The sequence below is a fragment of the Photobacterium andalusiense genome, from assembly GCF_900185625.1.
In the GTDB taxonomy this organism is placed as follows: Bacteria; Pseudomonadota; Gammaproteobacteria; order Enterobacterales; family Vibrionaceae; genus Photobacterium; species Photobacterium aquimaris.
The window spans coordinates 1,129,227-1,155,933 of the sequence record NZ_FYAJ01000001.1 but is presented as its reverse complement, the minus strand read 5'-3'; the positions used below and the strand labels follow the sequence as shown (position 1 = coordinate 1,155,933).

The following is a 26,707-nucleotide window of genomic DNA, read 5'->3' as shown; positions in this document are numbered from 1 at the left end:
TAGTTATGAAAATTCGTGTAGAAATTTAAAATATGCCAAAATCACATTTTGGATTACATTATTTGTGGTAATAATTAAAATCTGCATTTTTGTAAAAACAACGTTTTTTACCAGTAGTTTTTTTAGTGCTATCTTTTGAATATTCAAAACTAGTTTCCTTCGGTCTTAGTCAAAACGATAAAGCCTTAGTTCATCACACTGTGGCTTTGTTGTTTCTAGCTTAATTAAAAAATTATCTATGTCTTTTTCTTGTCAACTTTTTGTCCTGTAAATTCCAACATTATCCAACGCTTGTAAGGCGTTTAAATGTCCATATCTGGTATGCCAAGAGATTATTTGGTGGTGATGTGGTAGCTGGCTATTTAGCGTTGTTAGAGTGCCATTAAACTGCATAAATAGTTTTAGCTATAAATTGATTTAGTGTTATGTCGAAATGAAGATAACAGTTATAGTTTTTCTATTTTTCGTAATGATGGTTGATTTTAAATAATTGATATTAAATGATTATGTTTGTGTATTGATTAATGTCGTTGGGGTAAGTACATATCAATTCACACATTGATTGATTCATTTTGTTGAAATTACATATTATTAATATTCCTTGTCATTAATTTAAGTTAATCATGTTTTTTGATAAATGATCTGATGCTAATAACCTTTGAAATAGGCTATTCGTGATTTCTGGCTACTTATGTGTAGCTCTGAGTAATTCTAGTGGAGATTAGAATATAACAGTGATAGTACGGAATTTTATGGCTTTGATAGTGTTTATTGAGTTGGTTGACAGTGAATTTTGTCGCCATTCCTGATTCAATATAATGGCGACAAAGAAACTTACTGATATATTTTTAACGGAGTATTTGGGGATTCTAGTTGATTGAAACTAGCTAATACTGAATCATTAAATATACTTTCATTTTTGCCTTGAGGGTGCTTTGCAATAACAAAATCGATAATGTTACCTTCTATTTCTAATTTTCCGTAAGCATCAACGAATGACTCAGAATCAATTTTAGTTAGCCATTTAATGTTTTGGGTGAGAAAACCTTCAAACCAATTAAACCCAGTTAAGAATAGTATTTTTTGAGGTTGATAATACCGAAGTTCTTCTTGGAGTAACTGGTTACAACCGTCAAACTGCTCATCGCATAACATGTCACTAGGGTTCCCTCCATTGCTTGGTGCTATTTTGTATAAGTTTGACCATACGATGTAAGAAGCCCAATGGTCTATATCGTCGCCGTAAATATTAAACTCTTTCGATATGTTTTTGGTTATTCGCCAGAATGCAGATTTAGCAGTATTGTAGTCTTCTGTATTACCCCAACCATCAATAACCCATTGAAGTGAGCATGTTTCATTCGTTGGTTTTTTTATATACTTGTTGTGCTAAATTTGAAGGCTCTAATGTTTGTAAAGAAAAATCGTTTCCCCAGCCATTTACAGCCCTTCCGATGATCATGAGTTTATGGTTATATCTATTTCCTTCTTGGGCATTGAAGCTGCAAAGTTCTTTTGTTTGATTATAACGGCTGTTATTTTTTAAATAATTGAGGATCTCATTTTCATAAATTTTTTGAAGGTTATTCATGCTATACCTTATATTTTGAGAGCATAAAATTCATACCGAATAAAAGGGGCTGATTCTTGGATTGGGGCGGTTTACTTTTTAAATAGTGATAATTTTTTGTCTTTCCGTAATAACATTAACTTCAAACTCATATTACGTCTTTGATTTTGCTACCTAAATTGGAGTTAGCATGAAAAAGAAGTTTAAATTTACCACCACCAATCTCAAGTCGTTACCATGTAACCCAATAGATTCACCTTCAACAGAGCTTGAATTTTCCGATACGGATGTAACAGGCTTAAAATGCTTATCGGGTAAGACAGGCAGTAAGCGATTCTTATTGCGTTATCAAATCAATGGCAAGAAAACCAGCATAGCTATAGGTCGCTTTCCAGACGTTGATTTATCTACGGCTCGTAAGATTGCTAGGCAATATAAAGCTGAAGTGGCTCAAGGAAGTGATCCCAAGAAGGCAAGGGAGTTATCCCAGAAGATGCCAACCATTGGTGACTTCTTTAACAATACTTACTTGCCGTTGGCGCAGAAACGTAAGCGTACATGGAAAGATGATGTTCAGCGTTTTAGTTATCATTGTAATTCTATATCATTCCTGCGTTATGACGAGCTGACAGCTAACCATGTTATGCAAATTCAGTTATCCATGAATACGGCAACAAAACATCGAAATGCCTATGCTCCGGCAACGTGTAACCGTGTTATTGCGTTGCTAAAAACAATGGGTAAGTTAGCTTCGCAATTGCTTGATATACCGAATGTGGCTGAACGGGTGGCATTGTTACCTGAAGATAATGCTCGAACTCGTTATTGTGATGTTCGTGAAACCAAGCAAATCATTCATGCTGCACTGTCTTATCATTGTAAAAGCAGTGGCTCGTTTATCGCACTGCTGTTCTTGATGAGATGTCGTGAGTCTGAATTGCGGCTGCGTAAGTGGGCTGATATTGATTTAGATAATAAGGTGATGAGAATACCAAGAACTAAAAATGGTTCGTATCACATCGTTTACCTGTCTGAATTGATGATCGATATACTCAACAACATACCGAAAGTGACTAATAACCCGTATGTCTTTCCTGGACAAAAGATAGGGAAGCCTATTTATCGTCCTTACTATGCGTTTGAAGTGATTAAGCAACGGGCTAATGTTGATACCCCTGATGAAGTAGTTTTTCATACTGCTAGACATTCTGTTGCCAGTAATTTGATTTCAAATGGGATGGACATTAGTTCAGTGCAGAAGTTGTTAAACCATCGAAGTATTGAAAGTACGCTGCGTTATGCCAAGTTAAGTGAAGGTAAGCAACGGGAAACGTCACAACGCTTGTCTAACTTAATAACCGACTACAATCCGCTAGATAACAGTAAGTGAAAATACAATTAAACGCCCCATGATCACTCGATCATGGGGCGTTTTTGTATCTGGAGAAAATGAAATGAAACTGATTAAAAATATTCACGACATAGCTCAACTAGGGTTAGCACCTGACATTGAACAAGCGTTAATACACAACCTTACTGAGCCGTTTGATTTCGATATCGAAGTAACACAAGCAACATGGAATGAAATCAATACAACGCTCTACTATATTGAGCCAAGTGATAGCGATGAGTCATTAAGTCAGGAAGATGAAGCTGCTCAATCGATGCTGAGATTTGTAAAAAACTACCCTGAGTTCGTTGATGCTATTAGTGATAGTCACTTGCTTGCACTCGCTATTTTCACAAGTGATGGCGGTGGTTGTTATGTATTTGCATCAAAATTGAGCCAAACCCATATCGTTAATGAATTGAAAATCCACCTAAATAATTAAGGAGAATTACCATGTCTAACAGAAAGAAAAATGATGTATCACTGGAAAATAACGTGGCTGAAATTGATGCGCTAGAAATGAAAGACACACAAAATAACGTTGAGATTGAAGAAGCTGTACAAAAGGAAGTAAAACCTGAAGTACCAGCAATTGATAAGCATCTACTAGGTTACTCATTAATTGTGGACAATGGCGAAGCATTAAAGTTAAGCCCAAAGACGCAAAACCATGTGTTCTATCAAATTGCTACTCAAGATGATGATGAGTCACTTCACATTCGTTTAAGTGGTAATGAAGGTGGCGGTTTGCACTCTAAGGAATGGATTTCAGTGAATGCCATTATTGAAGTGCTTGATGCAATGAAAGACCAACCCATTAAAAGCACCATCTTAAAATCGATATTTATCGGCTCTAATACAAATAATGCGGCTTTCCTTGCTGCTGTACTTCGTAGTAAGGAAATTGGCTTGCTTGCTCAATCTGAAAAGAGCGTTTTTACGCATAAATTATCAGCTGATTATGAAAACCGTAAAACTAAGTTACTTAACATTAATTAACCCACATCAACACCATTCATACCACTCACGTTCGCTGAGTACCTTCCACACCAAAATCTAAAGAGAAAATGTATGCACTTGACTTTTAACGTTGAGCGATTGCTGCTGCCTGTAACAGTAGATTTGCAGCAGAAATTACAAACCATCGCTACTCAACATAATTTACCTACCACATCAACGTCAGCATTAACCTTCAATTTTCGTGACACTGGGTACAGTGCTGAAAGTGGTGGCTGGCATCCTGTTGAAATTCGTATCGAACAGGAAAATGGTCAATGGCATTTTAGCTACATCACGGACTTTAGCTATGTTGGCTACCCATATCCTGAACTAGCTAAGGAAGTTGATTTTGACTTTGATAATAATCGAGCAAGCGTTTTATACAGTTGGGAAGAAGTAATAACAGATAGTCGAGTTGCTGAGTTTTATCAAATGTGGGAACACAACTTTGTAGCTTATGTCGAGATGGAAGCGTTTGACGAAATCAAAGTAACAGTAGAAAACCAATGACGTTCTGAAGGACAGGACGAGGACAGGAGGGCATACGTTGCTCTTTACCATAGTAAGCGCCAGTGCATTACACCATGAGTTACAAGGTGTGATGCGCTGGCGTTTTTCGTTTTAACAACAATCCCAACGGATACACCAGCCGTTGGGTAAACAAGAGGTAAAGCAATGAATAATCGAGGAAGCTTATTAACAGCTTCGGTTGTTGTGAGCAAAGATAAAGATGAAACACGTTACGAAATTAGGGCATCACGTAAAGGTGCTATTACAGGAGCCGTGACTGGTATTGCTATTGGTCGCTTCTTTGGCCCTGTGGGAATGGCTGTTGGTGCAGGGATCGGTGGCACACTTGGCTATGTGCTTGGTAGTGATGACGATTAAGTTATGTAATAAGTAAGATAAAGAAGATGGTAGTTTTGGCTGCTATCTTCTTTTTTCGTAATTAGAAGTATAATTAAATAACTGATATTTAATGATTATTGTTGTGTGTGCAATAGTACCGTTGGGGATATATACAAACCATTAAACATATAATCATAAATTGAGATACTTAACCGATAAAATACCAATAATATTATTTATTAATAGAGTGTGTAGCTATGTTTTGTGCGAAATCACACGATAGTAATAATAATGGAGATGTGATTTTTACAATTTCTGCTCGCATATTTTTGTCTCTGGATGCTTATGAGTAAAAAGTTGGTGTAGTGAAATAGTAGTAGAAATTAATACTTACTGATAAAAAATTGATAAGTCTTATTGATTTCAATGACGGAAGTCTTGGTGAGCATGCTTAATTGGGTTTGGGCCAGTGGTATGGATTGAAATGTATATTTATATTAAAAATGACCCGATTCGATATTTTTTGTAACAGAAGTTATAGGTGATTTTCGTGTCTACATAACGTTGTAACACAATTTTTCCCATTCCAATTTTGCAGATTGATCCGACTCTTCCTTACTTTTGCTAATGACTGATTTACAGAGTAGCCTAATGGACATAAAGCTACTTTTTTAAATATTACTTGAGGGGATACAAGACTAAAGGGATGCTGTTCGCAACGATTGATTCTTGTGTTATTCCTTTTTCTACACTAGAGATTAATGCCTCTAACTTGGAGGGGAGTACCTTTGATACTCGTTCCCAATATCTGTATTGATCTTCAAATAGAGTGGAATTCCCATGCTCAATAAGAGCTTCTCTTGATATTGAGGGAATAAGTATATGGCTTGCTCCCGATGCTACAGCGAAAGAAATACCAGAAGGGTCGGTATCAAACCAAGCAACAAGCTCAATTTGCAGAAAACTCTTAGCAATTTCCTTTGATATAACACCACTTTCCTTATCACCCCGATATATAACTAGTGGATTGAGGCAAACATCCGAAGTAATGGACCTAAATTGAGAAAACGCTTCATAGTTTTCAACAATCACAACTTGACTGTGCTCAATGCTCTTTAAATGACTTAAAGCTATCTCAATATTCATACCTTCTTCTAAATCATATGATTTGCCATTTATGTTCGTGGACAAAACCCCATAAATTTTAATCACCTTGTCTTTTACAGGCCTTGAACTTAGTTTCTCATTTGGAAAGAACTGAGCCATCTCCGTTCGAGAATTCGGGATAGGATCAGTTAAAAGATCAAAACCTGATTGTTCTTTAATTATTTTTCTAATTTGACGTATATCTCTAGACGTCAGTTGTAAATTTTTTCCTCTGGCAATCCCAACACTAAAATCACGGTGAAAAGTATCAAACACGCCACTCAACGCTACATTGGCACCTTCTTTAACCTTCGCTGGAGAGAAAAGCTGTTTTAGCCGATTTAAATCACTACCAGTTATATCATCAATAATTCTACTCACAGTTTCCTCGCTATAGACACATCTTCTAAGTGAAGATTGCCGTAACCTATATTACTACCTGTTGCTAAATAGGTATAAGACCCGATAGGCTCGACGATAAACCCTTTGCTATCTTCGGGAAGCATTGAACTATGGAAATTAAGAACACTAAATAACCACACATCTTTCGCACAAGTGAGCTGGTCAAGATCTTCTGGTAAATCACTATTGATTTGCTCGTAATATTCTAAGGCGGAAATATTGGTTTTTTCCTTCCCTATAAAGGCTTCAGCAAAAAAGTTATCGCAATGAGAATCAATGTCCGCTTCAATCAGCTCTTGTATTTCAACATCAAGTGTCAATTCTCGGCGCTCAGCTTCTTCAACAACCGGAAGTTCATCTTGTTCGACAGGTTGTGCCGTGATTTTCTCAACAATATCGGCCAATTCTGGCTCTTGGTCCATATCATCAGGATTTGGATGGTGCGCAAATTCAATCGGCTCTGAAAGCCAAAATGTAGGTATGCCATCGTGCTTTGCTATCTCATCGGGCAAAATCAAATCTTCACTTGGTGTCCAGTGTGGCTCTTGATCAATAAACCGATCGAAGGCGTTGATCAGGTCTTTATCACGTTCTCGGTTACGATACTTCAGCATCAAAGCTCGAAGTTGAATTAGGATAGAGCCGAGCTCTTGTTGGCAACTACGAATAGCTCTGTGCATTTCATTACAAAACAAGGTGTTGAGCTCTGAGTTATCTCCAGCCGTTTCACTCAACAACTTAAAAGAAAAAGCTTTCATACCACTAACAAGCTTTTCAGCTTGATCTATAGCGACTTGGTTCTCTTTTTGTTTTTGGACGAGCGTATGGCCATAACCAAAGTCATAACTGATACGGTTTCTTAGGCGACGACAAGACTCTTGCAAATCCATTATGATTTCATAGACTACCCCTTCAAGGCTATTAAACCTATCAGCCTCTTGTTCTATTTTACCATTTAATTTAGCTTCCAGATATTCTTGTGCGAGGTTCTGTATTTCTGGAATGCGCTCAGCGTGTTGAGTTCCAAGAAATGAACTAGCTTCCGTTTCAAGGAAATAGTTCATCAGTGCTTCCATCTTAGGATGTACACGGTAGCCGCGGCTTGTCACGATAACAACACGGGCTTCTTTTAACTTACGTAGATCGTTGGCGTTCTCATGAGTTTCACGTATCGTGCCATTTTCAAAAACATGCGTTAATGTGTCCTTTGCTTGGCTGATTAAGCTAAGCATGTGGTTGACACCACCATGTTTTCCATTGTTTTGAGAGCTCATCAGAAGTCGAACTCCTCTTGGTTCTCGTTTGCTTTGTTAACTGTCTCAACAAGCTTTTCATGCGTATCGATGAAATCGAGCACCTCGTAAACAAAGTCTAATTTTCCCGTCATCACATAGAGTTGGCGCTCTTTGTTTACTAAATGAGCCACCCCTTCTTTAACTAAAAACTCGACGACTACATTGAGTTTTTCAGTTGCACTGTCACGTACTTTTTTTCGACTCACTTTTGGGAGTCGATAAATACTATCGAGTTTATCCATCAAGCTAGGAGACGATTGGATCTGTGCACTCAGCACTGGTACACTTAACTCATCACCACCAACCATCACGGCTTCCACTTGAGCAGCTTCACTGACTGTCGCCACAAACTTAACTACTGGTCGAATAATACCGTGTATATTGTTCATCAGCGCGGTCACCTGACGACGATTGTGATCGTCGATACTTTTATAGGTGACATAATAGGCACTGGTTCGGCTCGTACACTGGAGTTCTCGGTTCATAAGAGTCAACGCTTGATTAATTTCTCGGTGTGTACGGTCGTCTTTAAGCGTCTTGTAAGCTTCACGATCCGTTACTGGGCAGATAAAACGACCACTAAGTAGAGACTCTAGGACTTGTGATACTGGCTTCATGCTTCTACTCCTTTGCTAGTTTCAGCGGCTTTGGCTAACGTGAGTTTGCTTACTTTAGGTTTGTTGAAAATGTTCTTGTAAGGCGTTAAGTGGTACAGGTACTTAAATAAATTGGCTGTACGATTATTGCCATCGGGTTGAGCTGCGATAACATTGAAGTTGTGTGCTCCCATCATTTTGAGCAGTTTGGCTTGGTTTTCTGCTGTCAGCTTACCAATCTCATCGGTTGGGTAAGTTATGGATAGTCGACTTGCTCCACGTTGTTGCGTTAGTAGTGCTAAATACAACATGGATTGAATGAGTAAGTTCGTACCATTACTGGCTAAATCACGCATATCTTTATCTGTTTTAGCCGTTTTACGCTGGTTGTTCTCAATAACTTCAAATTTGATGTCAAACAGCTCAGTAGGCTTCTTAACTTTCTCGGCACTAATATGGTACGTCAGTGTACTTAAAGCATTGAAAAACTCTTTGGTTGGTAGCTCAGCAGATCCCGTTTTATCCCACTCTTCGTAAATCTCAGAGAAGTTAATAATATCTTGCCAACCTTGTAGTTTGGAAAGTGAACTCTCAACGTTAATGTCAATAGAACCAACCACCGAGAACGTGTTATTGAGTTTTACTTGTTCAGAGATATTACGACCAAGTTTCTTAATATCACGATCGAAGCCAAGTAGCCGATGCTTGAAGTCAACGAGCATACGCCCCATGTTAACCGCGCTTTCAATTGTTATACTGGTCACTTGAGGAATAATGTCATTCATGATGATTTCTAGAATATCTATTCGCTTAGAGTCACTAGCAACAATATCCTCTGTAATGGTGTTTCGGCTGCTTTCATTCCAGAAACGATACAGCTCCCCGTCACCGAGGTTGAGAGTGATAGTTTCCATCTGTTGTATATCTTTTTTGCGTTGCTTAGTAAGCCTCTCTAACTCTGGGAGTTTGCTCTCCACATCACTCAATAGTGAATTTAAATCGCCGTTATAATCGAGCGCTTCTTGGCTTCCTTCTTCGCCCTCAAATATCACGTAGTGAGTTAGGCGAGAGATTGCACTGTCTGCTCGCTGTTTGTGGTTTTTCAATATAAATAGCTTCTCATCAAACTCTTTTTGGGTTCGATTAGTTTCGGATCTCAACTCTTTCAGTTTAGTTTCAAAAGATTTAATCTCTTGATACACCGTTTCAAGTTCTTTGACCTTAGTATTGCGATCGTCACGTCTCTTAGGGTCATCCACTTCATAAATAGCAATCCATGTCTCGTATTCTTTGATTTTATGAGACTTCGCTTTTAAGTTTTTGATCTCATTATCAAGAAATTCAATTTCTTCTTTATAGCGTTGATAGATTTCACCGCTAATACCTTGCTCACTTAACCGCTGGTCGTACTCCATTTTGATACGCTGTTTGTTCTCGCCTAACGTCAGAGAACTTTTTGTAAGTAGTTCGTCGATAGCGCTGAGCGTGAAAGCAAGTGATGATTCAATATTGCCAATTTGAGTAAGCCTGTCGTTATTTAGATCTAATTTTGCCTCTTCAAAACGTTCAAGCGTTACTGAGATTTCTCGCTCAATTAGGGCAATAGCTTTGTTAATTGATTTGATACTTAAATTGATTTTTTCGATTAAGTCCTCTTTTGCATGAGCAATCTCTATTTTCTTATTGTTAAGATTAACCTTAGTTTGAGCTAGGTCACTCTCAGCGTTTCGCAGCTCATTACGTAGTCGTGACAACTCTAGAGCTGACTGTTTAATAGCAGAATCATTTTTCAAAATGTGTTTATTTAAATCGGCCTCTGCGTCGTCAAGCTCATCGATAAGGTCCATCAATCGAGCCTGCTCTTCAATATCAGCTTTGTTGGTTACACTACAATCAGCTAAGTTGCTCGTATCGATGTACAAGTTAAACATAGAACCTGAGTCTTCAGTCATCGATGGTATGAGTGTCGTATCCATCAAAAGATCATCGGTAAGAACACGACCAAGTGGAGAGCTTTGCCATCCATCTCTATTAGCTTCTAAGAACGAGAACAAGGTACCTGAATCTGGATCTAATCGGTTGCTGACTACTTTGAATCTGGCTTCAGCATCACGTTTGTTACGACGAGTGTTCTCTAATCTTTCGAGTAGCTTTTCACGTTTAGTTTGTAAACTAGCCCCATCTTTCTCACCCATAAGGGTCGTGTGTTTTAATATGTCTACTTGTTCTTGTAATCTGTCTTTCTCAGACTCCAACTGCTCTCTCTGTTCAATGAGAAGTTCATCAATATCTGGATTCTTTAGTCGTTGCTTTTGAGTGGCGAGTTCAGCCTTATGTTCCATAAGAGCCTGAGATTTATCAGCTGTAAAACTCGTATGAGATTCGGTCATCTCCTTTAACTGCGGCTGATACACAGCGTCTATCTTGTCTTGCTTAATCTTAAACTCTTTCTCGGCATCAAGTTTTTGCTCCGTTAGATCAAACCTTTCCTTATTGAACTTACTATTAAGGCTTTGTTTGTCTTTTTCGTACTTTGTTTTGGCATCATTTACCTTGATTTCAAGATCGGCGTAACTTTGTCTTTGTTGAGCCACCTTGTCTTCCATTTCTGGAAGTCGCTTAAGCTTAACCGACAGTTCTGGGTAACCATTATTTTCGTATGTTATAAGCTTGCTGTGATGTACTTCAATCTCAGAATTAAGACTTATGATAGAGCGTTGAAGTGCATTCTTTTGAACTTCTTTATCAATATTTTTTTCATTAATCTCGCCAATCTGAATGCCACTAGTTTCAAGAAAATCTGAGCGATCCAGTTCAGTTTTCTTAAGAGATTCATCAAGGCTTTCAGACGTATCACGAATGACTATCAAGACATTTGCGAGCTGAGTGGTTAGATAGGCGATCTGCTTATTGTTCGCAATAGCTCCAATGAATGCGTCTTTTTTATCTAGGAAAGCTGTTAGACTGCTGTAGTCATCGCACCATTGTTCAATTATGTTTGCATCTACACCAAACTCTAATGTGTTGTTTCCTTGCTCGAGAATATTTAGGAAAAGCTCCTTAGTGTCAGCCATATTGAATTCGCCCTGAATCAATGCCGCCGTGATTTTTTCAATGTGACGGACATCATGACGACCCGAACACAAAGAGTAGCTTAAGAACTGATTGCTCAAATTCCCTGCATTAATGTTTTGGATAATTTCGCGGTACTCTTTGACGCTAGTAATACGAGACTCATAATCAAAACCTTTGTTGCTCAGCTCAGTGGCTAGCTTTGTACTTCCGATAGCGTATGGCTTTTCTTCGCTATCTTGTTTAATGAGCACTGATTGCTCAAACTGACCTTTAACGAAAAGGTAAACAATGCCACCTTTAGTACTGAGGTTTCGATAACAAATGACATGAGCAACTTGACCACGAGCGGTAATGTACTCGAAAACAATATAACTGTTGCTGTGTGGTAAGTACCATTCTACGAAGGGTTTATTAACATTCGATTTCCTGACGATCTGCGTGCCAGTAGCTCCATAAAAGAACGGAATAAGCCTTAATAAGGATGTTTTTCCTTCTCCGTTACCGCCAGTGATCTGAGTGGGAGAGTCAAAGTAATACTCTGAAAACATCTTGTTTTTCTGATAAGAATTTATTGCGATAACTTTAGTCAATCCGGCATACATCATCGTATTTTTCCTGATTTTTGTTGTTTATTTGATTGAAAATAAACCAATTTTAATTTGTGATAACTAAATCAGGTAACAGCTTTCAATACCATCGACTCTCTCACAGTAATGATTCCTGACTCTATTTTCCTTTCTCTATTTCCATAATAAATATATGTACCTTTTCAATACATGTATACACTGTATACATCAACATGTAGCATTTATGAGCACGAACATGAGTCAAACAGATATCAAATGGGACCAACAAGTACGATTTCGACTAATTGAAATTATCGCTCTGTGGGAGGGTAGACTGACGACAAATCACCTATGTGATGCTTTTCATATAGGGCGACAACAAGCTTCTAGGGATATTAACAAGTACATTAACTTGACTGACCAAGATCAATTGATACTGGATAGAGCGATTAAAGGCTATAGGCCAGCAGACAACTTTAAACCTTTGTTTACTCAAGGAACGGCTCATGAGTACCTGCTCATGCTTCATCAGCAATATAACCAAGAAGAGACCTTTGAGTTTTTTAATTGGGGGGAAGCTCAATCGACCGTATTGAATGTTCCCGAAAGAGCTATATCACCGAACATCGTTCGAGGATTAATCGCGGCAGCAAGGGCTAACCTTCGCGTAGATATAGACTACGTGTCGCTCTCTACACCTGAGGTGCGAGGTAGAATAATTGCGCCTCATAGTTTGGTATATGATGGTATCAGATGGCATGTGAGAGCCTACTGTGAAGACAAACGTGAGTTTCGCGACTTCGTTCTTAGTCGTTTTCGAAATGAACCAGATTTAATGGATAAATCAGTAAATACTCGAGAACATGATGAAGACTGGAATTATCAAGTTAGAGCAAATATTACTCCCAATCCTAATCTTTCCGAGAAACAACAGCGTATCGTTGCTGAAGATTATGGGATGAAAAATGAGAAGCTTCCAATCGTTACACGAAAGGCTTTAATGCATTATTATTTACGTCGTATGGGCGTTACACTTGATAAAAAATTGCTAAAGGAACAACCAGAAGTGTACCAACTAACAGTTATCTTAGATCTGCCCCTTTAATTTTTGGGCTCTGAGTTAAGTGAATTTTCTATACTTGAAGCTATCCATCATTTACAAATTTAAGTATAAACTCTAAGGAACTTATGTCCAGCAATGAGCTTGAAGATAAATTCAGGTTTTTGTGCCTATTAATATCCAACAAAACCCAAGACAATAAACAGTACTATTTAACAAGATCCAACACTTGATAACTGCTGCAAAGGTGACTCAAGGAATTCAAAATCCGTTTCCTTCGGGAGTGACGGTTCAAGTCCGTCCTCGGGCACCAATTCAAATAATAAAGCCTCAGCTCACGCTGGGGCTTTGTTGTTTCTACCCTAATCAAAAACTTAGCCCTGTCTTTTTGTGGTTAACGTCCTGTCCCATTCCGTTAAAACCACTTCTATATATACAATAAGGTTTACCCCCAAAGTTTCTCAACTAAGGAACGAAAGAATATTTTTTTATCATTAATTGAATTACTTATGGTAATCGAATCTGGATGATTGGGATGCTGAGTTCTCGGAAAGCAATCCTTAGTGGCTGTCTGTGATGCCTTTGTATGGTTGCCAGCCCACAAACCTTCTACCTGTTCGACAACACTCGTTTACGAATGTATTTTGGATGACTAACGAGACGATGAATCCTATGTGGACTTGTCGCCTTGCAGTGAACCATCAGTCAACATAAGTATTTGGTGAGGTTCAAAGTATAAAGCGGATAATATCGCTAGAGTATTGGTGTTGTACTTCCTGTTCTGGAGGATTGTTATCGCCCTAAATGGGAAATATCGTTGTGCTATTATCAGTAGTTGATAAGATGTGCAGCTTATTGTATAAGCGTGCAGTATTTTGATTGTTCAAACGCTGTTTTACGCATTGGCTGGTGCTGGATTTTTTGAGAGTAGTGAGGGGAAAGTAGAGATTGTAAGTAAATAAAAGCGAGTAAAGCAATGAAAAACGCCAAACAATCGCGCTGTGTGATTGGGATTAAAGGGTAAAGCCCGATCCCGATTATCCTGTTGATATCTGCTTCGACTCGCTCAAATCGGTGGCCAATGTGCTGTCGAAAGAAAACCAGCAATTATTAAAAGTGACCGCTGAGCAACAGCCACAATCAATGACTGAGCCAGTAGCACTTGTCAGTAATGTGTCGAGAACATTGGATGGTTAGGAATTGTAAGGCTGGTATTTTCTGAATATGCAAATATAAAAAATAGAACTGAAATATCATAATTTCTTAGTCTTGGTATAAAGGGTATATATGAGTTTAAGACAACTTTTAACAGAAATAGCTGGTGGTTGGGTTCAAGCTAAAAAAGAGCCGTTTACTGGTCACCCGATAGCCGCTTTACTAAGGCAAGATTTAATTAGAGCAATAGAAAAAAAACTGCTATCTCCAACAGACTATTTAATAAAAGCGAGTGCTGGAGCAGGAAATTGGGCAGACGTGCCTTGGTTGTCGATCCTCAATCCGAAAATCACAGAATCAACACAGTCCGGTATTTATCCAGTTTATTTGTTCCGTTCAGATGGTAGTGGTGTTTATCTCTCGTTGGGTTTTGGAACTACAGAGCTTAAGAGGCAATATGGAACAGCTCTAGCAAGGAAGAAAGCAGAGGCATTGCGCAACAGTATAAGGGAGTTAGATAATCGACTTGATGATTGGGATCAGAAAGTTGATTTGCGATCTAATACGGTATTAGGCCAATCCTATGAATGGGCTTCAGCTGGAGCAAAATTTTATCCTTTAGAAAATATGCCCGATGAAAATACTCTTACATCCGAGTTAATAGAATTATTAGAAATATATGCGGATGTAAATTTAGAGGCTAATCAGCATTCAATGCCAGCAATAAGTAACGCGCAGCTTCTTTCCAAGCCCTTCCTCCTTCTAGCTGGCATTTCTGGCACAGGGAAAACTCGTTTTGTGCGCGAGCAAGCAAAAACTTCTGGCCAATTTGCTGAAACTTATTGTTTAACCTCGGTGCGCCCCGATTGGCATGAACCGAGTGATTTGCTGGGTTATATCTCGCGTTTAAATGGTGCTGCTGAGTACGTCACCACGGATGTATTGCAGTTTATCGCCAAAGCTTGGCGTGCGATTGCTTATAGTGGCTTAACCGTTGAAGTTCAAGATAGCGATGACCTAGGCAAGCGATTAGTAGTAACTGGTGAACGTGATGCGTTAGATAAGGTGCTGCCTTACTGGTTGTGCTTGGATGAAATGAACCTTGCCCCTGTTGAGCAGTATTTTGCTGATTATTTATCGGTGTTAGAAACTCGCGAATGGCGTTGGACCGATGACAGCTTTACCTACAGCTGTGATGCTTTATTAAAACCGGCCACCATTAAAGAAGTCGCTGATAAAGACAAACTACGCAAAGCACTAGGCTTTGATGGTGCGCAATACGATGAGCTGTGGGTACATATTTGCCAATATGGTTTAGGCATTCCGTTTAACTTACTGGTCGCAGGTACGGTGAATATGGATGAAACCACGCATGGCTTTTCACGAAAAGTGATTGACCGTGCATTGAGCTTCGATTTTGGTGCCTTTTTCCCTAACGACTATAATGATTTCTTCGTTCCAAGCAGTAGTAATAAAAGACTTAGCTACCCTATTTGGTCAAATGCCAGCAAAGCCGATTTAATCAATACCTTTGATGCTGATGGCACTAAAACCGTAGCGTTTTTATCGGCTGTTAACGGAGTGCTAAAAAATACGCCATTTGAATTGGCGTTTCGTGCACTTAATGAATTACTCCTTGCGGTTGCCAGCAGTCAACCACAAGATGACTTGACCCTAAAAGCGGTGTGGGACGATTTTATGATGTGTAAGGTTCTGCCGCGTATAGAAGGCGATACCGACAAACTGACTACATCAAATCGCAAGGATTTGTTGGAAGAGCTTAGCGCTATATTAGTAGACCAATTAGCCCCAATTTGGTTAGCGTCTGCAACGGAAGAAGAAAAGCAACGCCCTGATTTATATCGTGAAAAAGCAATAGATGGTGATGTGGCAGATGAGCTAAAAGTGCTACGCATACCTTGCCGTTCGAAAGCTAAGTTGGAATGGATGAGCAAGCGATTAGCCCATGCCACCTTTACCAGCTTTTGGCCTTAATGGGTTGGTGTGATTTGATGTATTCTGCAATGAATGCAACCCATAAGCAAAACAAGCACAGCGATGGCGTAAGGAGTTGTAGGGAATGCCAGAGTTAATACGATTACAAACCCCCGACTTTGAGTTTTCGGTCTGGACTAATGATATTAGTCAGCGGTTGAGCATGTACCAGAATACAATGGCGCACAGGGTGAACGCTAATCATGCACAACCTAGCTACAAATTGCGCTTTGCGCCTGCAGCTACACTGAGCAATACTATTAAACAGCAAGAGCTAGTTGCAGATAGTTTTGCAAAAAATGAGTTAGATGAAAGTGAGCTTGTTGCAAATGGCTTAGCGAAACACGCTGAGCTGACATTAAACTCTCCTTTGTTTTTTGAGAATACTCAGTACCAGTTTGAGTGGGTATTTTTTAGCGAAGTAACTAACGCTCGGTTAACCCACCGTAGCCAAAGCGTGAATGAGGCATTTCGTTTTGCCCCCGAAGTAAAAACCACTAGAGGCGTAGTGCCTGCACGTTTAACCGGCACCATCAATACCTGCAATAATGTAGGATGGTTACGTCTGCCACTCACTTTTGAGCTGAATGGTAAAATACAGACTCAACATATTGCGTTTGAAGTGCTGCCAACCAAAATGGTGCTGCACCAGGACTTGCCTGCCATGTACCAAGCTATTGACAAGGTTTACCCTCTTTGGCGCTTTAGTTTGGTAGAAAAAACTGAACAAGACGCTGCGACTAGCCAGCAACGCGGGCATTTCCCACTTATATGGTTGGCTAATTTTGCAGCGTTGAGGGAGCGTTTTGAGCAAGGTTTAAAAGTGATTTGTGCTGCACCACATAGTCGCTTGCAACCTACAGTGGCCAATATTAAAGCCGCCAAGTTAAAAGGCCGTCTGCCACATAAGTTAGCTGAGCAAGTAAAGCAAGACTTTGCTAATGGCCAGTACGATAAGCGCTACGCGCTCGAAAAAAAGCAATTGAGTGTCGATACCTCTGAGAACCGTTTTATCAAAATGGTGGTGAGTAAAAGTAAACGGCAATTAGCGGAGTTTGAACAAAATCTTAGGCAAAGTAACCAAGCGCCAGAACGGCAACGGTTGTCTGATTCATTTTTGAATGAGTTACATAGTTGGCAGCAGCCGCTACAAAAAGTGTTAGGCCAAAGTTTTTTAAAAGAGGTTGGCGCATATACAGGATTAAGTCGCGAGTCGTTAGTGCTACAGCAAAAAACTGGTTATAGCGCGGTGTATCGCGTTTGGCAGGAGCTGAAATTTTATTTAGATGTATTTGGCAATCAGTCGAGCATTTCGATGAAGTCGGTGGCTGAGATTTATGAAGTGTGGTGCTTTTTGTGTTTGAAACAAATTTTAGAGCAGGATCTCGGCTTTGAATTGGTAGAAAACGGTGCGACGAAGCTCACTCAAAATGATTTTTTTGAGTACCAACTTAAAGATGGCTTTGCCGGTGCTTTTCGCTTTAAACGTAGTGATGGCGTGATAGCTAGGCTGGCACACGAGCCTAAATTTACCAAAAAAGGAAAATTAATCCGTTCGTACTTGGTTAGCCAAGAGCCGGATATTGTGTTGGAAGTGACATTGCCTAAAAGCCTAAGTTCAGACTCATCAGAAGAGAAGCAGTTTATTTGGCTGTTTGATGCCAAGTACCGCATTAAAACTGATAAAAACCGTTTTGATGACAGCAATGAAGATATTGAAAGTACTGATTATGTGCCAGACGATGCCATTAACCAAATGCACCGTTATCGTGATGCTCTGATTCGTTTATCAGAACCTCACGTACTTGAATCGCCATCAAGTGGAAACGCTGGCCAATCTCCTAAGAAAAGCCGCCCAGTTTTTGGTGCGTTTGCTTTATACCCTGGTTTTTTTGATCAAGCTACAAAACTAAATCCCTACGCAGCCGCAATAGAGGAAGTGGGTATTGGCGCGTTTGCCCTGTTACCTAGCCAAAATGAACTTAGTGAAACTGATCCTAGCCAGACTAAGAGCAGTTTTTCCGGTCATCAGTGGTTGCTAGAGTTCCTGAAAGCCCAAATTGGCACTGTGCCGAAGACACAAGCAGGACAAGACAATGAGGTGATGTATCCAGCAGGTATGGCAGAAAGACTCTATGTACAAGAAGCAGCTAGAATTCCGTATGCTGGCATGAAGCAAGTGTTGTACCCTGATTTGACTATGACAGTGGCATTGGGTGGGCAACGTGGTCGTGATAATGACTACTTTGAAAAATTTGAGCAAGGTAGAGCGCAGTGGTATCACCTGCCGCAAAGTACGTTTTTGCGGAAATTTAAGCAGCATATTGCCGAAGAAATTCGCTATTTAGCGTTGGCGTCTACCTCTGACATCCACAGTTCAACCAAGCAAATTAACAAACTTTGGCCGGTTAAACGTGTAACTGTGTTACCACGCTATGCCATTACCGAAGATCAAGCTGGTAAGAGGTCAGACTCTGATGATTTGTATTATTTATTTGAGCTAGGTAAACCGCTCTCGTTGCAAACTCCGGTAACCAACGTGCCACATCGGCCCATGAAAAACTCAATGAGACTCACAACCTTAACTTGTCTAGAGAACGTCACTAAGTTCACTAAGGTTGAAAAAGTCTATGAAGAGGCAATGGTGTGAGCGAGTTTTATTAATTATGTAGAAGGTGAAGTGAGTAACTGGTTCGGCCTGAACAGCATAGACACTTTTTATGGTAAAAATGTAATCAAACTATAAAGAGTAAAATTATGGCAAAGGGGAGTAGTTACACCGAGGAATTTAGTAAACGCCCTGTGGGGCCATAGGGCGCTTACTGAGTAATAAGAGTTGTATTCAGAAAACCACCGTTCTTGCTCATAATTACGCTAATAATTTATCAGATAGAGATGAGTTGATGGCAGTAATAGCACAGTAAATCGAAGCCTAAATTATCACTGTACTATTACTGTTAATATTATTTTGATTTCTTTAATCTAACCTTAATAATACTATGCTCTGTTGGTACGCCTAATCGAAAAGGGAAGCCATAATGTCCAGTACCTCGATGTACATATAGCTTAGTATTATCTATTCCCCACAAGCTATGATCTGGCGATTTTGAAAATAGACTGATTACTGTAGTTTTTAATCCTAAACTGACAAGTCCCATAAGGCCACCATGTGTATGGCCACTTAAATATAAATCAATAGGGTGGCTCGTTAGGGGTATATCTGAAAGGTGAGTTGGATCATGCAGCATGGCAATACTTGCGATGACATTCTTTTTATTAGGTAAGCTTCTGATTGCATTACTGAGTTTATGTTTTCTATCTTTAGAGTGAGAATCAAAGCCAATAATTTCAACAGGGCCAAGTCGAGTTTGTACTATCTGCGCTTCATCTATCAACAAAGTAATATTATTGTTAGCTAAGGCTGTTTTTACTATTTCAGGTGCTTCGTAATCATGGTTACCCATACAAGCGAACACTTTACCGCGATAGTCTTTTAATGGCTGAAGGGATTGTGACAGTGTTTGTACTGATCCTTTTGACTCCATGGTCAAAAAGTCGCCTGTTAATAAAATAAGATCCGGTTGTTTATCGATTGCGTTTTTACAAATATGCTGAAGTCGAGCTACAGACATATATGGGCCTAAATGCGGATCGGTTAACTGGATAATCTGTAGCGTATCGTTATTATTTGAACGTGGCGGTGCTAACTCTAAGCGACTCAGCTGTGATGGTTGTGCATTATCATTTAAATCGATAACAACACTTTCTTCAGAAATGCGGAAATTTTGTAATATACCGATTAAACCAAGTATATAAGGGACATACAAGAGATCTGTACTGTTAAAAAATACTAACCATAGGGCCCAAGGAAAGGCGATTATCGTTGCACCTAAAAACCATTGCCCTGGCCAATTTATCATAACGCGAACCCAAAGAGGTTGCATCTTTGGTCGAATAAGAAGCAAGGTGTCTATAAAGACCAAACTATATAACAACAGTACGATAAAAGGAGGGATGAAGCTAACCAGAGTGTCAAATATAGTAACAAAAACTAAACTATAAACCGTTAAAATAACGCCTCTAATGATAGCAAACTCTTTAGAGCGAAATAACCAACTAACAACAACGGTAAACACTAATAAAAATGACGTTATTGTGCCAATATTATCTAAAACAAAATTCAATGAATTAATCCTATAAAATAAGTATTATCTTAATACAGTACTGCTAGTATTTTAGCTAAATATATGGATTAAAGTATGCTTTATATTCGGTCGATCAGTAAAACAGTTTTACTATTAAAAAGATATTTTTAGTTTATGCTAAATCATAGCAATTGATAATGAACAAGCGTCAAGAAAAACAGCAGATATAAAAAATGCCGGCCATAGCCAGCATTTTGTTATTTATCAGCGAGGATAAATTATAAAGCTACAACGTTTGCAGCTTGTAGGCCTTTTTGACCTTGTTCTACTTCAAAAGACACTTTCTGGCCTTCAGCCAATGTCTTGAAGCCTTCAGAAGCGATAGCACGGAAGTGAACGAATACATCAGCACCACCGTTGTCTTGAGTAATGAAACCAAAACCTTTCTCTTCGTTAAACCATTTTACTAAACCAGTTGATGTATTAGACATGTGATGCCCCTTATATAGATGATTAATTAACCGCTAAAATGCGATGTATTAAGTGGTTAAATTATTAATGTTACTGCCAAAACAAGGGAAACACTGAGATACAAAACGATAACGTTGATGTAGCTAAAGGTTTAACTGTTACTTGGTGTTGCATTTAATAACGTCCTGAACAACAGAACGAGGCAGATAATATCATTTGTACGTTTTTTGTACAGTTGTTTTTGTTGATAATTATATTGATATGGTTCTATCTGTCGTTAATTATATGAATTTAAGGCTTTAAATGTGTAAAAATAATGCCAGATAAAATCTATGTAAGGGTAAATTGTAAGTAAGTACGTGATTGTCGTAAATTAGACTAAAAATTTTTATTGCAGATGAAATGTAATTCCGTATAACCCTTATCTAGCAAAATATTTTCATATAAAGAAAAACATTAAGGTCACAAGTATGACAAATCATATTGTAACAACCTATACCCGATCTATATTTGATGATGACATTGAAGAGGATTCTATTGAGGATTTTTCTGATGAACCATCTTCTGTTACGGTTGTATCTTTTGATCGCGCAGAAATGTTAGTAAGAGTTATACGAGAAGGGGTAGATCTTGCTGACGGAAAATATAACACGGTTGGTGAAGATGAAAACCGAGTGGGTTATCGTGCGACTCTTGATGATAAAAATGCTAATAATATTCGTTTTAATTTAGTACACCTTATCGATAAAGAATCGCGCAATCTAAAAGCTTATGATATTGAAGTAAAAGCAGTGCCTAAAAGTAATAAATTGTATATATCAATCATGCCATATATGCCATTCTTTACAACTATCCTTGATATGTATGACGGTAATGAAGCTCAACAGATTGATGCCTTAATGCAGCAAGCAATAGATAACTTAGCGAAAGGGTGGTTGTTTCAACGGTTAATGGATAATAATGAAAGTTAGTGGTTAGTTTGGTTACCACTTTCTGTAAAGTGGCAATTTCAGTATAATAACCGCTAGTTTACATTGGCGGTTAAGCGATAAAATAAGGTATTTCTGACATGAAAGATGCATCAGTCATCATTGGATTAAGTAATCCTAAAAGTCCAACAAATATAGGTGCTGTACTCAGAGCGGCAGGCTGTTATAAAGCGGATGCTGTTATTTATACCGGAACTCGTTACGATAAAGCTGCAAAGTTTCAAACTGATACTAAGAAGATGGCGCAGAGCATCCCATTATCTGGTGTTGAATCCATGCTTGATAATCTGCCACAAGATATGAAAATTGTTTGTGTCGATTTTGCTGAAGGCGCAACATTACTGCCGCATTTTGAGCATCCAGAAAAAGCAATTTATATTTTTGGCCCTGAAGATGGTTCTATTTCACAGGATGTAGCAGATAGAGCCGATCATGTTGTTTATGTGCCAACTGTTGGCTGTATGAATTTAGCAGCATCCGTTAATGTTGTTTTATACGATCGTCTTGCTAAACAAGAGAATATAGTTCAAAGCGATGAACATATTCGCCAAAATCGAGATAATAAAAATAATCTTCGCGTAAGTCTTAAATAAGAATACTATAAAAATCTTGATAGATTATCGCCGTATCAATGATGAACGGCGGTAATTTTATGAAAATGTTATATATTATTCTGACTGCTTCACATCCCACACAGTATAAAGTCCTAATGTAATTAAAATGATTGCACCACCTAAAATATCATTTAAAGATGGTTGTTCACCAAGCACTAAAAATACATATAAAGGACCTAATAGAATTTCCATTAATAAAATTAAACTTGTTTGAGCAGCAGGAATATAGGCTGCTGATTTTGAAATACAGAGATAAGATCCCGGTACAATGACCCCACCCAGTATTAATAGGTATAGCATTTGAATATGTGATAGTGAAAAAGGTTGCGCCCCTCGAATATAAGCAAATACAGCGATCATAAATCCAGCCACAATTAGAATATTTGCTGCTTGTTCGCCTTTTGTTTTACGCATAGCGACGAGATAAACAGCTGTTGCTAAGGCAGTAACTAATGCTAGTAGATTTCCGACCCATTGTCCGCCAGCAGGAGCAAAAGCAAATATAATCCAAATACCGCTCGTCGCTACACCAATAGCTAGCAATGTTGGCCATTTGAGTTTTTCTTTTAATATTAAGAAACCTAAAATAGCAGTAAAGAACGGAGCTGTATTAATGATCACTAGAGTGCTTGCGACCTGGGTATAATGTAATGATTCAATAAAACAGACAGTTGAAGCTGCAAAAACAAAACCTAATCCTAAAAGAGATAAAGAAGGACGTGATATTTCAGCGGTAAATTGCTTACGGTTGTAAAGCAGTTGCATAATAATTAAAACGATACATTGAAACGCGCCACGCCAAAAAAGTACATTCCATGCTGTTGAATCTGATAGTTTTACAAATAAGCTATCAAAGCTCAGTATCATTATGCCTATAAAAGCTAATAATAATCCGCGATTTTTATCGCCCATAAAAAATTTTTCCTATAAATTTCAGCCAGTATATTTACGTATTAATCAATATTAGTTGTTAAATATGTGATGAACGATTAATAAAATGTATGCTTATATCGTATTAATCACTATCTGTTAGGATTAATCAACCATTGAATCTAATATTGTATACGTCGTCATCTATTTAAGAAAAAAAATTCATTGTTATGATGATATTTATGATTTGTCGTAAAATGTGTCTGCCCTTATAACGTTTTTTTCTTTCGTATTGGAACGATTATGAACTACGGCAAACTTATTGATGCTTTATTTACCCAAGGGTGGTTTGTCTGGGATGACTTTTTGACTCAGGATGAAGTCAGTCAATTAAAGGCATGTATTCCTGCTGATTGGAGCCAAGCTGGTATTGGTCGCAATGATGAATATATGACCAAAAAAGCCATTAGAAGTGACAAAATTCAATGGTTATCATCTGATATGGGGCCTCCAGTAGCTGATTTCTTACAACGAATGAATGATATTCGTGTCGAAGTAAATCGTCATTTCTTCTTAGGTCTATTTGAGTATGAATCACATTTTGCCAAATATGAGCAAGGTGACTTTTATCAAAAGCATTTAGATTGTTTCCGTGGTCAAGAAAACCGCAAATTAACGACTGTTTTTTATCTGAATAATGAATGGCAACCGGCTCATGGCGGTCGACTTAAAATGTATGATTTAGATGATAATGAATTAGCTACCTTAGATCCTCTTGCTGGGCGATTAGTCGTGTTTTTATCTGAATTGTTTCCACATGAAGTATTACCCGCAACGCAACAACGCTTTAGTATCGCTGGTTGGTTTAGAACCAATGGTGTGAGCGGTAATCAATTAGATATTGCCCGTTAACAGCTAATAGCTAAAACGGTTAGGAGCATTTTTTTTAATTCATGCACTTGTTATATATGCTTTATCGTATATTCTGATGTTTTCAACGGTTATTTATAAGGTGTATTGTGAAACGCATTTTGTTTCTTTGTACTGGTAACTCCGCCCGTTCGCAACTTGCAGAAGCATTGATGCGTCACATGTGCCGAGATAGTGCCGCCACCATTGGCCAATTTGAAATAATGAGTGCGGGAATGGCACCTGAGAGTGTCGACCCTCGAGTATATGAAGTGCTAAATTATCATAATATTAACGCTGATAACCTAACCAGCACTTTAGCGTCAAGTTTACAAAACCAGCACTTTGATGTTGTGATCACTTTATGTGATAAAGCTAATAAAGAATGTGCACTTTTTCCAGATTCTGATGCATTAATTCATTGGGATTTTAAAGATCCTAAACCACTATCAGACTCTCAGGGATTTTATGATGTCTTTGATGGTTTAAAAGCCAAGATAGCATTATTTTTAATGCTTAATGGTGATAATCAATCTGACACGATTGGTGCGGTTGAATTATTTAAAATTATGAGTGATCCACTACGGTTGCGAATTTTAATGTTAATTCATGATGAACGAGCTTTATCTGTTGGAGATTTAACCAAAGCATTAGAAGTTAGTCAGCCTAAAGTGTCCCGCCATTTAGCTCTGTTACGAGATAGTGGTGTATTACATGATCGACGAGAAGGTGTTTGGATTTTTTATCATTTTCCAACTGATCTACCCCAGTGGATTCTGCATACACTTGATACAGTCCGTAATGGGCAGCCAGCACTGATTAATCAAGAGAAAATACGTTTAAGTGCAATAAAAAATAGAAAGAAACCACAATCAATTAATTAACGTTATAGCAGAGTAGGAATCGTGACTGTTATGGATAATCAACATCCCGTTTGGACTTTACCATTAAATGAAGCTGCACCTAAAAAAGGTGGTTTACTATTAACCCCATGTCCAGGTACTAAAGGTGTTAATGCAATCACGAGTTTGCGCCAACTAAAAGCGGCTGGTGCAACCGTAGTATTAACGGCTTTAGAAAAGAGTGATTTACCTGATCAAGGTGTCGAATTACTAGCAGAAGCATGTAAATTATTAGGAATGCAATGGTTTCATGTGCCGATTGAAGATGATTGTGCACCTTCTGCTGACTTTGAATCGACATGGCAACGTGCCAATGATGCAGCACAAATAGCGCTTAATAATGGTGAATATGTTGTTGCACATTGTAAAGGCGGTTCGGGTCGTACCGGATTATTAGCAGCGCGTATTTTACTTGCTCGTGGCAAGCCTTTTGAAGAGACAATAGCAGCGATTCAGGCACAACGACCTGGTGCATTTACCCGTCAGCCACACATTGATTATATCACTCAGTGGAATAGTGCTGTTACGCGATAATTGTTAATAAGAATTTATCATTAAACCTCGCTTATGCGGGGTTTTTTCGTTTTAGGTACGTTTAAAAATACTTACCTGCAAAAGGTTTATTTTATTTATCATTGTTGTTATATTTGGTTTTCCATATATATGGTATTTCGTATATTTAACTGAATGTAAGGAAATAATGATGACAATCAAAGTGGGAATTAATGGTTTTGGGCGTATTGGACGTTTAGCATTACGAGCTGCGTTTGATTGGCCTGAAATTGAGTTTGTATTAATCAATGATGTTGCTGGCGATGTTAATACATTGGCGCATTTAGCTGAGTTTGATTCAATTCAAGGTCGCTGGGAACATGCGGTTACTGTTGATAATGGCCAAATGGTGATTAATGGCCAATCTATAAATTATTGCCAGCAAGCGAAAATCGAAGATGTAGATTGGTCGGGGTGTGATGTCGTATTAGAAGCCACCGGTGTACACCGTGAGACTAAGTACCTTAACCAATATTTACAGCAAGGTGTAAAGCGTGTTGTTGTGTCTGCACCAGTAAAAGAAGAGGGTGTATTAAATGTAGTCGTAGGGGTTAATGATTATTTATTTGATGCTGAAAAACATCGAATTATTACTGCTGCATCTTGCACGACTAACTGCATTGCACCTGTTGTTAAAGTGATCCATGAACATCTTGGTATTAAGCAAGCATCCTTTACAACAATTCATAATTTAACCAATACCCAAACTATTTTAGACGCACCGCATAAAGATTTGCGTCGTGCTCGTGCGTGTGGAATGAGCTTAATTCCAACGACGACAGGATCGGCAAAAGCGATTGTTGAAATTTTTCCAGAATTAGCCGGTAAAATTGATGGTCATGCAGTACGAGTACCACTCGCCAACGCATCACTAACGGATATTATTTTTGATGTGGAGCGTGATACCTCTATTGATGAGGTAAACCAACTATTAAAAGCAGCATCAGAAAATGAATTGGATGGTATTTTAGGTTTTGAAGCAAGACCTTTAGTTTCTGTTGATTATCGTGGCGACCAACGTTCAACCATTATTGATGGGCTATCAACCATGGTGGTAAATCAACGCATGGTGAAAATTTATGCTTGGTACGATAATGAAATGGGTTATGCCACTCGAACTGCGGAACTTATCCGTAAAGTTGGCTGTTAATCAACTA

23 protein-coding genes are annotated in these 26,707 nt (G+C 38.5%); 14 read left to right on the top strand and 9 right to left on the bottom strand.

The annotated features are described in order from the left end of the window. Positions 1 to 834 precede the first annotated feature (834 nt). Together PAND9192_RS05235 and PAND9192_RS05230 are read right to left on the bottom strand one after the other, a co-directional pair. The gene (locus PAND9192_RS05235) at positions 835 to 1,155 is read right to left on the bottom strand and encodes a hypothetical protein (protein ID WP_087852836.1); all 321 of its coding nucleotides are present in this window, start codon (positions 1,153 to 1,155) and stop codon (positions 835 to 837) included. Positions 1,156 to 1,357: 202 nt separating this feature from the next. Continuing rightward, positions 1,358 to 1,591: a hypothetical protein gene (locus PAND9192_RS05230; RefSeq protein WP_087852835.1), complete on the bottom strand. Its 234-nt coding sequence runs from the start codon at positions 1,589 to 1,591 to the stop codon at positions 1,358 to 1,360. Positions 1,592 to 1,760: 169 nt separating this feature from the next. Between PAND9192_RS05230 and PAND9192_RS05225 the strand changes: the two genes are divergently transcribed. The 5 genes from PAND9192_RS05225 (at position 1,761) to PAND9192_RS05205 (ending at position 4,847) form a co-directional block, all read left to right on the top strand. Beyond that, on the top strand, positions 1,761 to 2,960 hold the full coding sequence (locus PAND9192_RS05225; RefSeq protein WP_087852834.1) for a site-specific integrase: 1,200 nt from the start codon (positions 1,761 to 1,763) through the stop codon (positions 2,958 to 2,960). A gap of 64 nt (positions 2,961 to 3,024) precedes the next feature. Further along, positions 3,025 to 3,402: a hypothetical protein gene (locus PAND9192_RS05220; RefSeq protein ID WP_087852833.1), complete on the top strand. Its 378-nt coding sequence runs from the start codon at positions 3,025 to 3,027 to the stop codon at positions 3,400 to 3,402. 11 nt (positions 3,403 to 3,413) lie between these two features. Continuing rightward, positions 3,414 to 3,959: a hypothetical protein gene (locus PAND9192_RS05215; RefSeq protein ID WP_087852832.1), complete on the top strand. Its 546-nt coding sequence runs from the start codon at positions 3,414 to 3,416 to the stop codon at positions 3,957 to 3,959. 72 nt (positions 3,960 to 4,031) lie between these two features. After that, positions 4,032 to 4,469 carry a DUF2787 domain-containing protein gene (locus tag PAND9192_RS05210; RefSeq protein ID WP_087852831.1) on the top strand — a complete coding sequence of 146 codons (438 nt, stop codon included), beginning with the start codon at positions 4,032 to 4,034 and terminating at the stop codon, positions 4,467 to 4,469. A 165-nt stretch (positions 4,470 to 4,634) separates the two neighbouring features. Next, on the top strand, positions 4,635 to 4,847 hold the full coding sequence (locus tag PAND9192_RS05205) for a YMGG-like glycine zipper-containing protein (protein ID WP_087852830.1): 213 nt from the start codon (positions 4,635 to 4,637) through the stop codon (positions 4,845 to 4,847). A gap of 639 nt (positions 4,848 to 5,486) precedes the next feature. Here the strand turns inward: PAND9192_RS05205 and PAND9192_RS05200 are convergent. From PAND9192_RS05200 to PAND9192_RS05185, 4 genes are read right to left on the bottom strand one after another with little or no spacing between them, the layout of a single operon-like run. Further along, positions 5,487 to 6,335, bottom strand: a complete 849-nt coding sequence (locus PAND9192_RS05200; protein ID WP_087852829.1) for a DUF7281 domain-containing protein — start codon at positions 6,333 to 6,335, stop codon at positions 5,487 to 5,489. After that, complete coding sequence (locus PAND9192_RS05195) at positions 6,332 to 7,630, bottom strand: hypothetical protein (RefSeq protein ID WP_087852828.1); 1,299 nt, start codon at positions 7,628 to 7,630, stop codon at positions 6,332 to 6,334. The genes PAND9192_RS05200 and PAND9192_RS05195 overlap by 4 nt, the downstream gene beginning before the upstream one ends. Further along, positions 7,630 to 8,268 carry a hypothetical protein gene (locus tag PAND9192_RS05190; protein ID WP_087852827.1) on the bottom strand — a complete coding sequence of 213 codons (639 nt, stop codon included), beginning with the start codon at positions 8,266 to 8,268 and terminating at the stop codon, positions 7,630 to 7,632. The genes PAND9192_RS05195 and PAND9192_RS05190 overlap by 1 nt, the downstream gene beginning before the upstream one ends. Then, entirely contained in the window at positions 8,265 to 11,927 is a 3,663-nt protein-coding gene (locus tag PAND9192_RS05185) for an ATP-binding protein (protein ID WP_087852826.1), read from the bottom strand. Before PAND9192_RS05185 ends, PAND9192_RS05190 begins: the two co-directional genes overlap by 4 nt. 217 nt (positions 11,928 to 12,144) lie before the next feature. Between PAND9192_RS05185 and PAND9192_RS05180 the strand changes: the two genes are divergently transcribed. From PAND9192_RS05180 to PAND9192_RS05165, 3 genes are all read left to right on the top strand, one after another. Further along, a complete protein-coding gene (locus tag PAND9192_RS05180; RefSeq protein WP_087852825.1) occupies positions 12,145 to 12,993 on the top strand; it encodes a BrxR family helix-turn-helix transcriptional regulator in 849 nt (282 codons plus the stop codon). A 1,242-nt stretch (positions 12,994 to 14,235) separates the two neighbouring features. Further along, complete coding sequence (locus tag PAND9192_RS05170) at positions 14,236 to 16,098, top strand: MrcB family domain-containing protein (RefSeq protein ID WP_087852824.1); 1,863 nt, start codon at positions 14,236 to 14,238, stop codon at positions 16,096 to 16,098. A gap of 85 nt (positions 16,099 to 16,183) precedes the next feature. Then, positions 16,184 to 18,748, top strand: a complete 2,565-nt coding sequence (locus PAND9192_RS05165) for a restriction endonuclease-like protein (RefSeq protein ID WP_087852823.1) — start codon at positions 16,184 to 16,186, stop codon at positions 18,746 to 18,748. A 313-nt stretch (positions 18,749 to 19,061) separates the two neighbouring features. Here PAND9192_RS05165 and PAND9192_RS05160 read toward each other — a convergent pair whose 3' ends face one another. Both PAND9192_RS05160 and cspE read right to left on the bottom strand, forming a co-directional pair. After that, positions 19,062 to 20,018: a metallophosphoesterase gene (locus tag PAND9192_RS05160; RefSeq protein WP_159458201.1), complete on the bottom strand. Its 957-nt coding sequence runs from the start codon at positions 20,016 to 20,018 to the stop codon at positions 19,062 to 19,064. A 503-nt stretch (positions 20,019 to 20,521) separates the two neighbouring features. After that, a complete protein-coding gene (gene cspE / locus PAND9192_RS05155; RefSeq protein ID WP_060997435.1) occupies positions 20,522 to 20,734 on the bottom strand; it encodes a transcription antiterminator/RNA stability regulator CspE in 213 nt (70 codons plus the stop codon). A gap of 450 nt (positions 20,735 to 21,184) precedes the next feature. On the opposite strand from cspE, the gene PAND9192_RS05150 reads away from it, so the two are divergent. Further along, entirely contained in the window at positions 21,185 to 21,685 is a 501-nt protein-coding gene (locus PAND9192_RS05150) for a hypothetical protein (RefSeq protein ID WP_087852821.1), read from the top strand. 98 nt (positions 21,686 to 21,783) lie between these two features. Then, positions 21,784 to 22,296 (top strand): RNA methyltransferase, encoded by a 513-nt coding sequence (locus tag PAND9192_RS05145; protein ID WP_060997437.1) that lies wholly within the window; start codon positions 21,784 to 21,786, stop codon positions 22,294 to 22,296. A 75-nt stretch (positions 22,297 to 22,371) separates the two neighbouring features. Here the strand turns inward: PAND9192_RS05145 and PAND9192_RS05140 are convergent, their stop codons facing one another. Beyond that, entirely contained in the window at positions 22,372 to 23,229 is an 858-nt protein-coding gene (locus PAND9192_RS05140; protein ID WP_060997438.1) for a DMT family transporter, read from the bottom strand. A 261-nt stretch (positions 23,230 to 23,490) separates the two neighbouring features. Here PAND9192_RS05140 and PAND9192_RS05135 point away from each other — a divergent pair, with 261 nt between their 5' ends. The 4 genes from PAND9192_RS05135 (at position 23,491) to PAND9192_RS05120 (ending at position 26,700) form a co-directional block, all read left to right on the top strand. After that, on the top strand, positions 23,491 to 24,099 hold the full coding sequence (locus PAND9192_RS05135; protein ID WP_087852820.1) for a 2OG-Fe(II) oxygenase: 609 nt from the start codon (positions 23,491 to 23,493) through the stop codon (positions 24,097 to 24,099). A 107-nt stretch (positions 24,100 to 24,206) separates the two neighbouring features. Next, positions 24,207 to 24,980: a metalloregulator ArsR/SmtB family transcription factor gene (locus PAND9192_RS05130; protein WP_087852819.1), complete on the top strand. Its 774-nt coding sequence runs from the start codon at positions 24,207 to 24,209 to the stop codon at positions 24,978 to 24,980. A 30-nt stretch (positions 24,981 to 25,010) separates the two neighbouring features. Then, a complete protein-coding gene (locus tag PAND9192_RS05125; RefSeq protein ID WP_087852818.1) occupies positions 25,011 to 25,532 on the top strand; it encodes a phosphatase domain-containing putative toxin in 522 nt (173 codons plus the stop codon). A 169-nt stretch (positions 25,533 to 25,701) separates the two neighbouring features. Then, positions 25,702 to 26,700: an ArsJ-associated glyceraldehyde-3-phosphate dehydrogenase gene (locus PAND9192_RS05120; protein WP_087852817.1), complete on the top strand. Its 999-nt coding sequence runs from the start codon at positions 25,702 to 25,704 to the stop codon at positions 26,698 to 26,700. Positions 26,701 to 26,707 lie beyond the last annotated feature (7 nt).

Excerpts from the sequence above, each read along its gene's own strand:
- PAND9192_RS05235 (WP_087852836.1), bottom strand. The coding sequence starts at position 1,155 with ATGTTATGCGATGAGCAGTTTGACGGTTGTAACCAGTTACTCCAAGAA.
- PAND9192_RS05230 (WP_087852835.1), bottom strand. The coding sequence starts at position 1,591 with ATGAATAACCTTCAAAAAATTTATGAAAATGAGATCCTCAATTATTTA.
- PAND9192_RS05225 (WP_087852834.1), top strand. The coding sequence starts at position 1,761 with ATGAAAAAGAAGTTTAAATTTACCACCACCAATCTCAAGTCGTTACCA.
- PAND9192_RS05220 (WP_087852833.1), top strand. The coding sequence starts at position 3,025 with ATGAAACTGATTAAAAATATTCACGACATAGCTCAACTAGGGTTAGCA.
- PAND9192_RS05215 (WP_087852832.1), top strand. The coding sequence starts at position 3,414 with ATGTCTAACAGAAAGAAAAATGATGTATCACTGGAAAATAACGTGGCT.
- PAND9192_RS05210 (WP_087852831.1), top strand. The coding sequence starts at position 4,032 with ATGCACTTGACTTTTAACGTTGAGCGATTGCTGCTGCCTGTAACAGTA.
- PAND9192_RS05205 (WP_087852830.1), top strand. The coding sequence starts at position 4,635 with ATGAATAATCGAGGAAGCTTATTAACAGCTTCGGTTGTTGTGAGCAAA.
- PAND9192_RS05195 (WP_087852828.1), bottom strand. The coding sequence starts at position 7,630 with ATGAGCTCTCAAAACAATGGAAAACATGGTGGTGTCAACCACATGCTT.
- PAND9192_RS05190 (WP_087852827.1), bottom strand. The coding sequence starts at position 8,268 with ATGAAGCCAGTATCACAAGTCCTAGAGTCTCTACTTAGTGGTCGTTTT.
- PAND9192_RS05185 (WP_087852826.1), bottom strand. The coding sequence starts at position 11,927 with ATGATGTATGCCGGATTGACTAAAGTTATCGCAATAAATTCTTATCAG.
- PAND9192_RS05180 (WP_087852825.1), top strand. The coding sequence starts at position 12,145 with ATGAGTCAAACAGATATCAAATGGGACCAACAAGTACGATTTCGACTA.
- PAND9192_RS05170 (WP_087852824.1), top strand. The coding sequence starts at position 14,236 with ATGAGTTTAAGACAACTTTTAACAGAAATAGCTGGTGGTTGGGTTCAA.
- PAND9192_RS05165 (WP_087852823.1), top strand. The coding sequence starts at position 16,184 with ATGCCAGAGTTAATACGATTACAAACCCCCGACTTTGAGTTTTCGGTC.
- PAND9192_RS05160 (WP_159458201.1), bottom strand. The coding sequence starts at position 20,018 with ATGATAAATTGGCCAGGGCAATGGTTTTTAGGTGCAACGATAATCGCC.
- cspE (WP_060997435.1), bottom strand. The coding sequence starts at position 20,734 with ATGTCTAATACATCAACTGGTTTAGTAAAATGGTTTAACGAAGAGAAA.
- PAND9192_RS05150 (WP_087852821.1), top strand. The coding sequence starts at position 21,185 with ATGACAAATCATATTGTAACAACCTATACCCGATCTATATTTGATGAT.
- PAND9192_RS05145 (WP_060997437.1), top strand. The coding sequence starts at position 21,784 with ATGAAAGATGCATCAGTCATCATTGGATTAAGTAATCCTAAAAGTCCA.
- PAND9192_RS05140 (WP_060997438.1), bottom strand. The coding sequence starts at position 23,229 with ATGGGCGATAAAAATCGCGGATTATTATTAGCTTTTATAGGCATAATG.
- PAND9192_RS05135 (WP_087852820.1), top strand. The coding sequence starts at position 23,491 with ATGAACTACGGCAAACTTATTGATGCTTTATTTACCCAAGGGTGGTTT.
- PAND9192_RS05125 (WP_087852818.1), top strand. The coding sequence starts at position 25,011 with ATGGATAATCAACATCCCGTTTGGACTTTACCATTAAATGAAGCTGCA.
- PAND9192_RS05120 (WP_087852817.1), top strand. The coding sequence starts at position 25,702 with ATGACAATCAAAGTGGGAATTAATGGTTTTGGGCGTATTGGACGTTTA.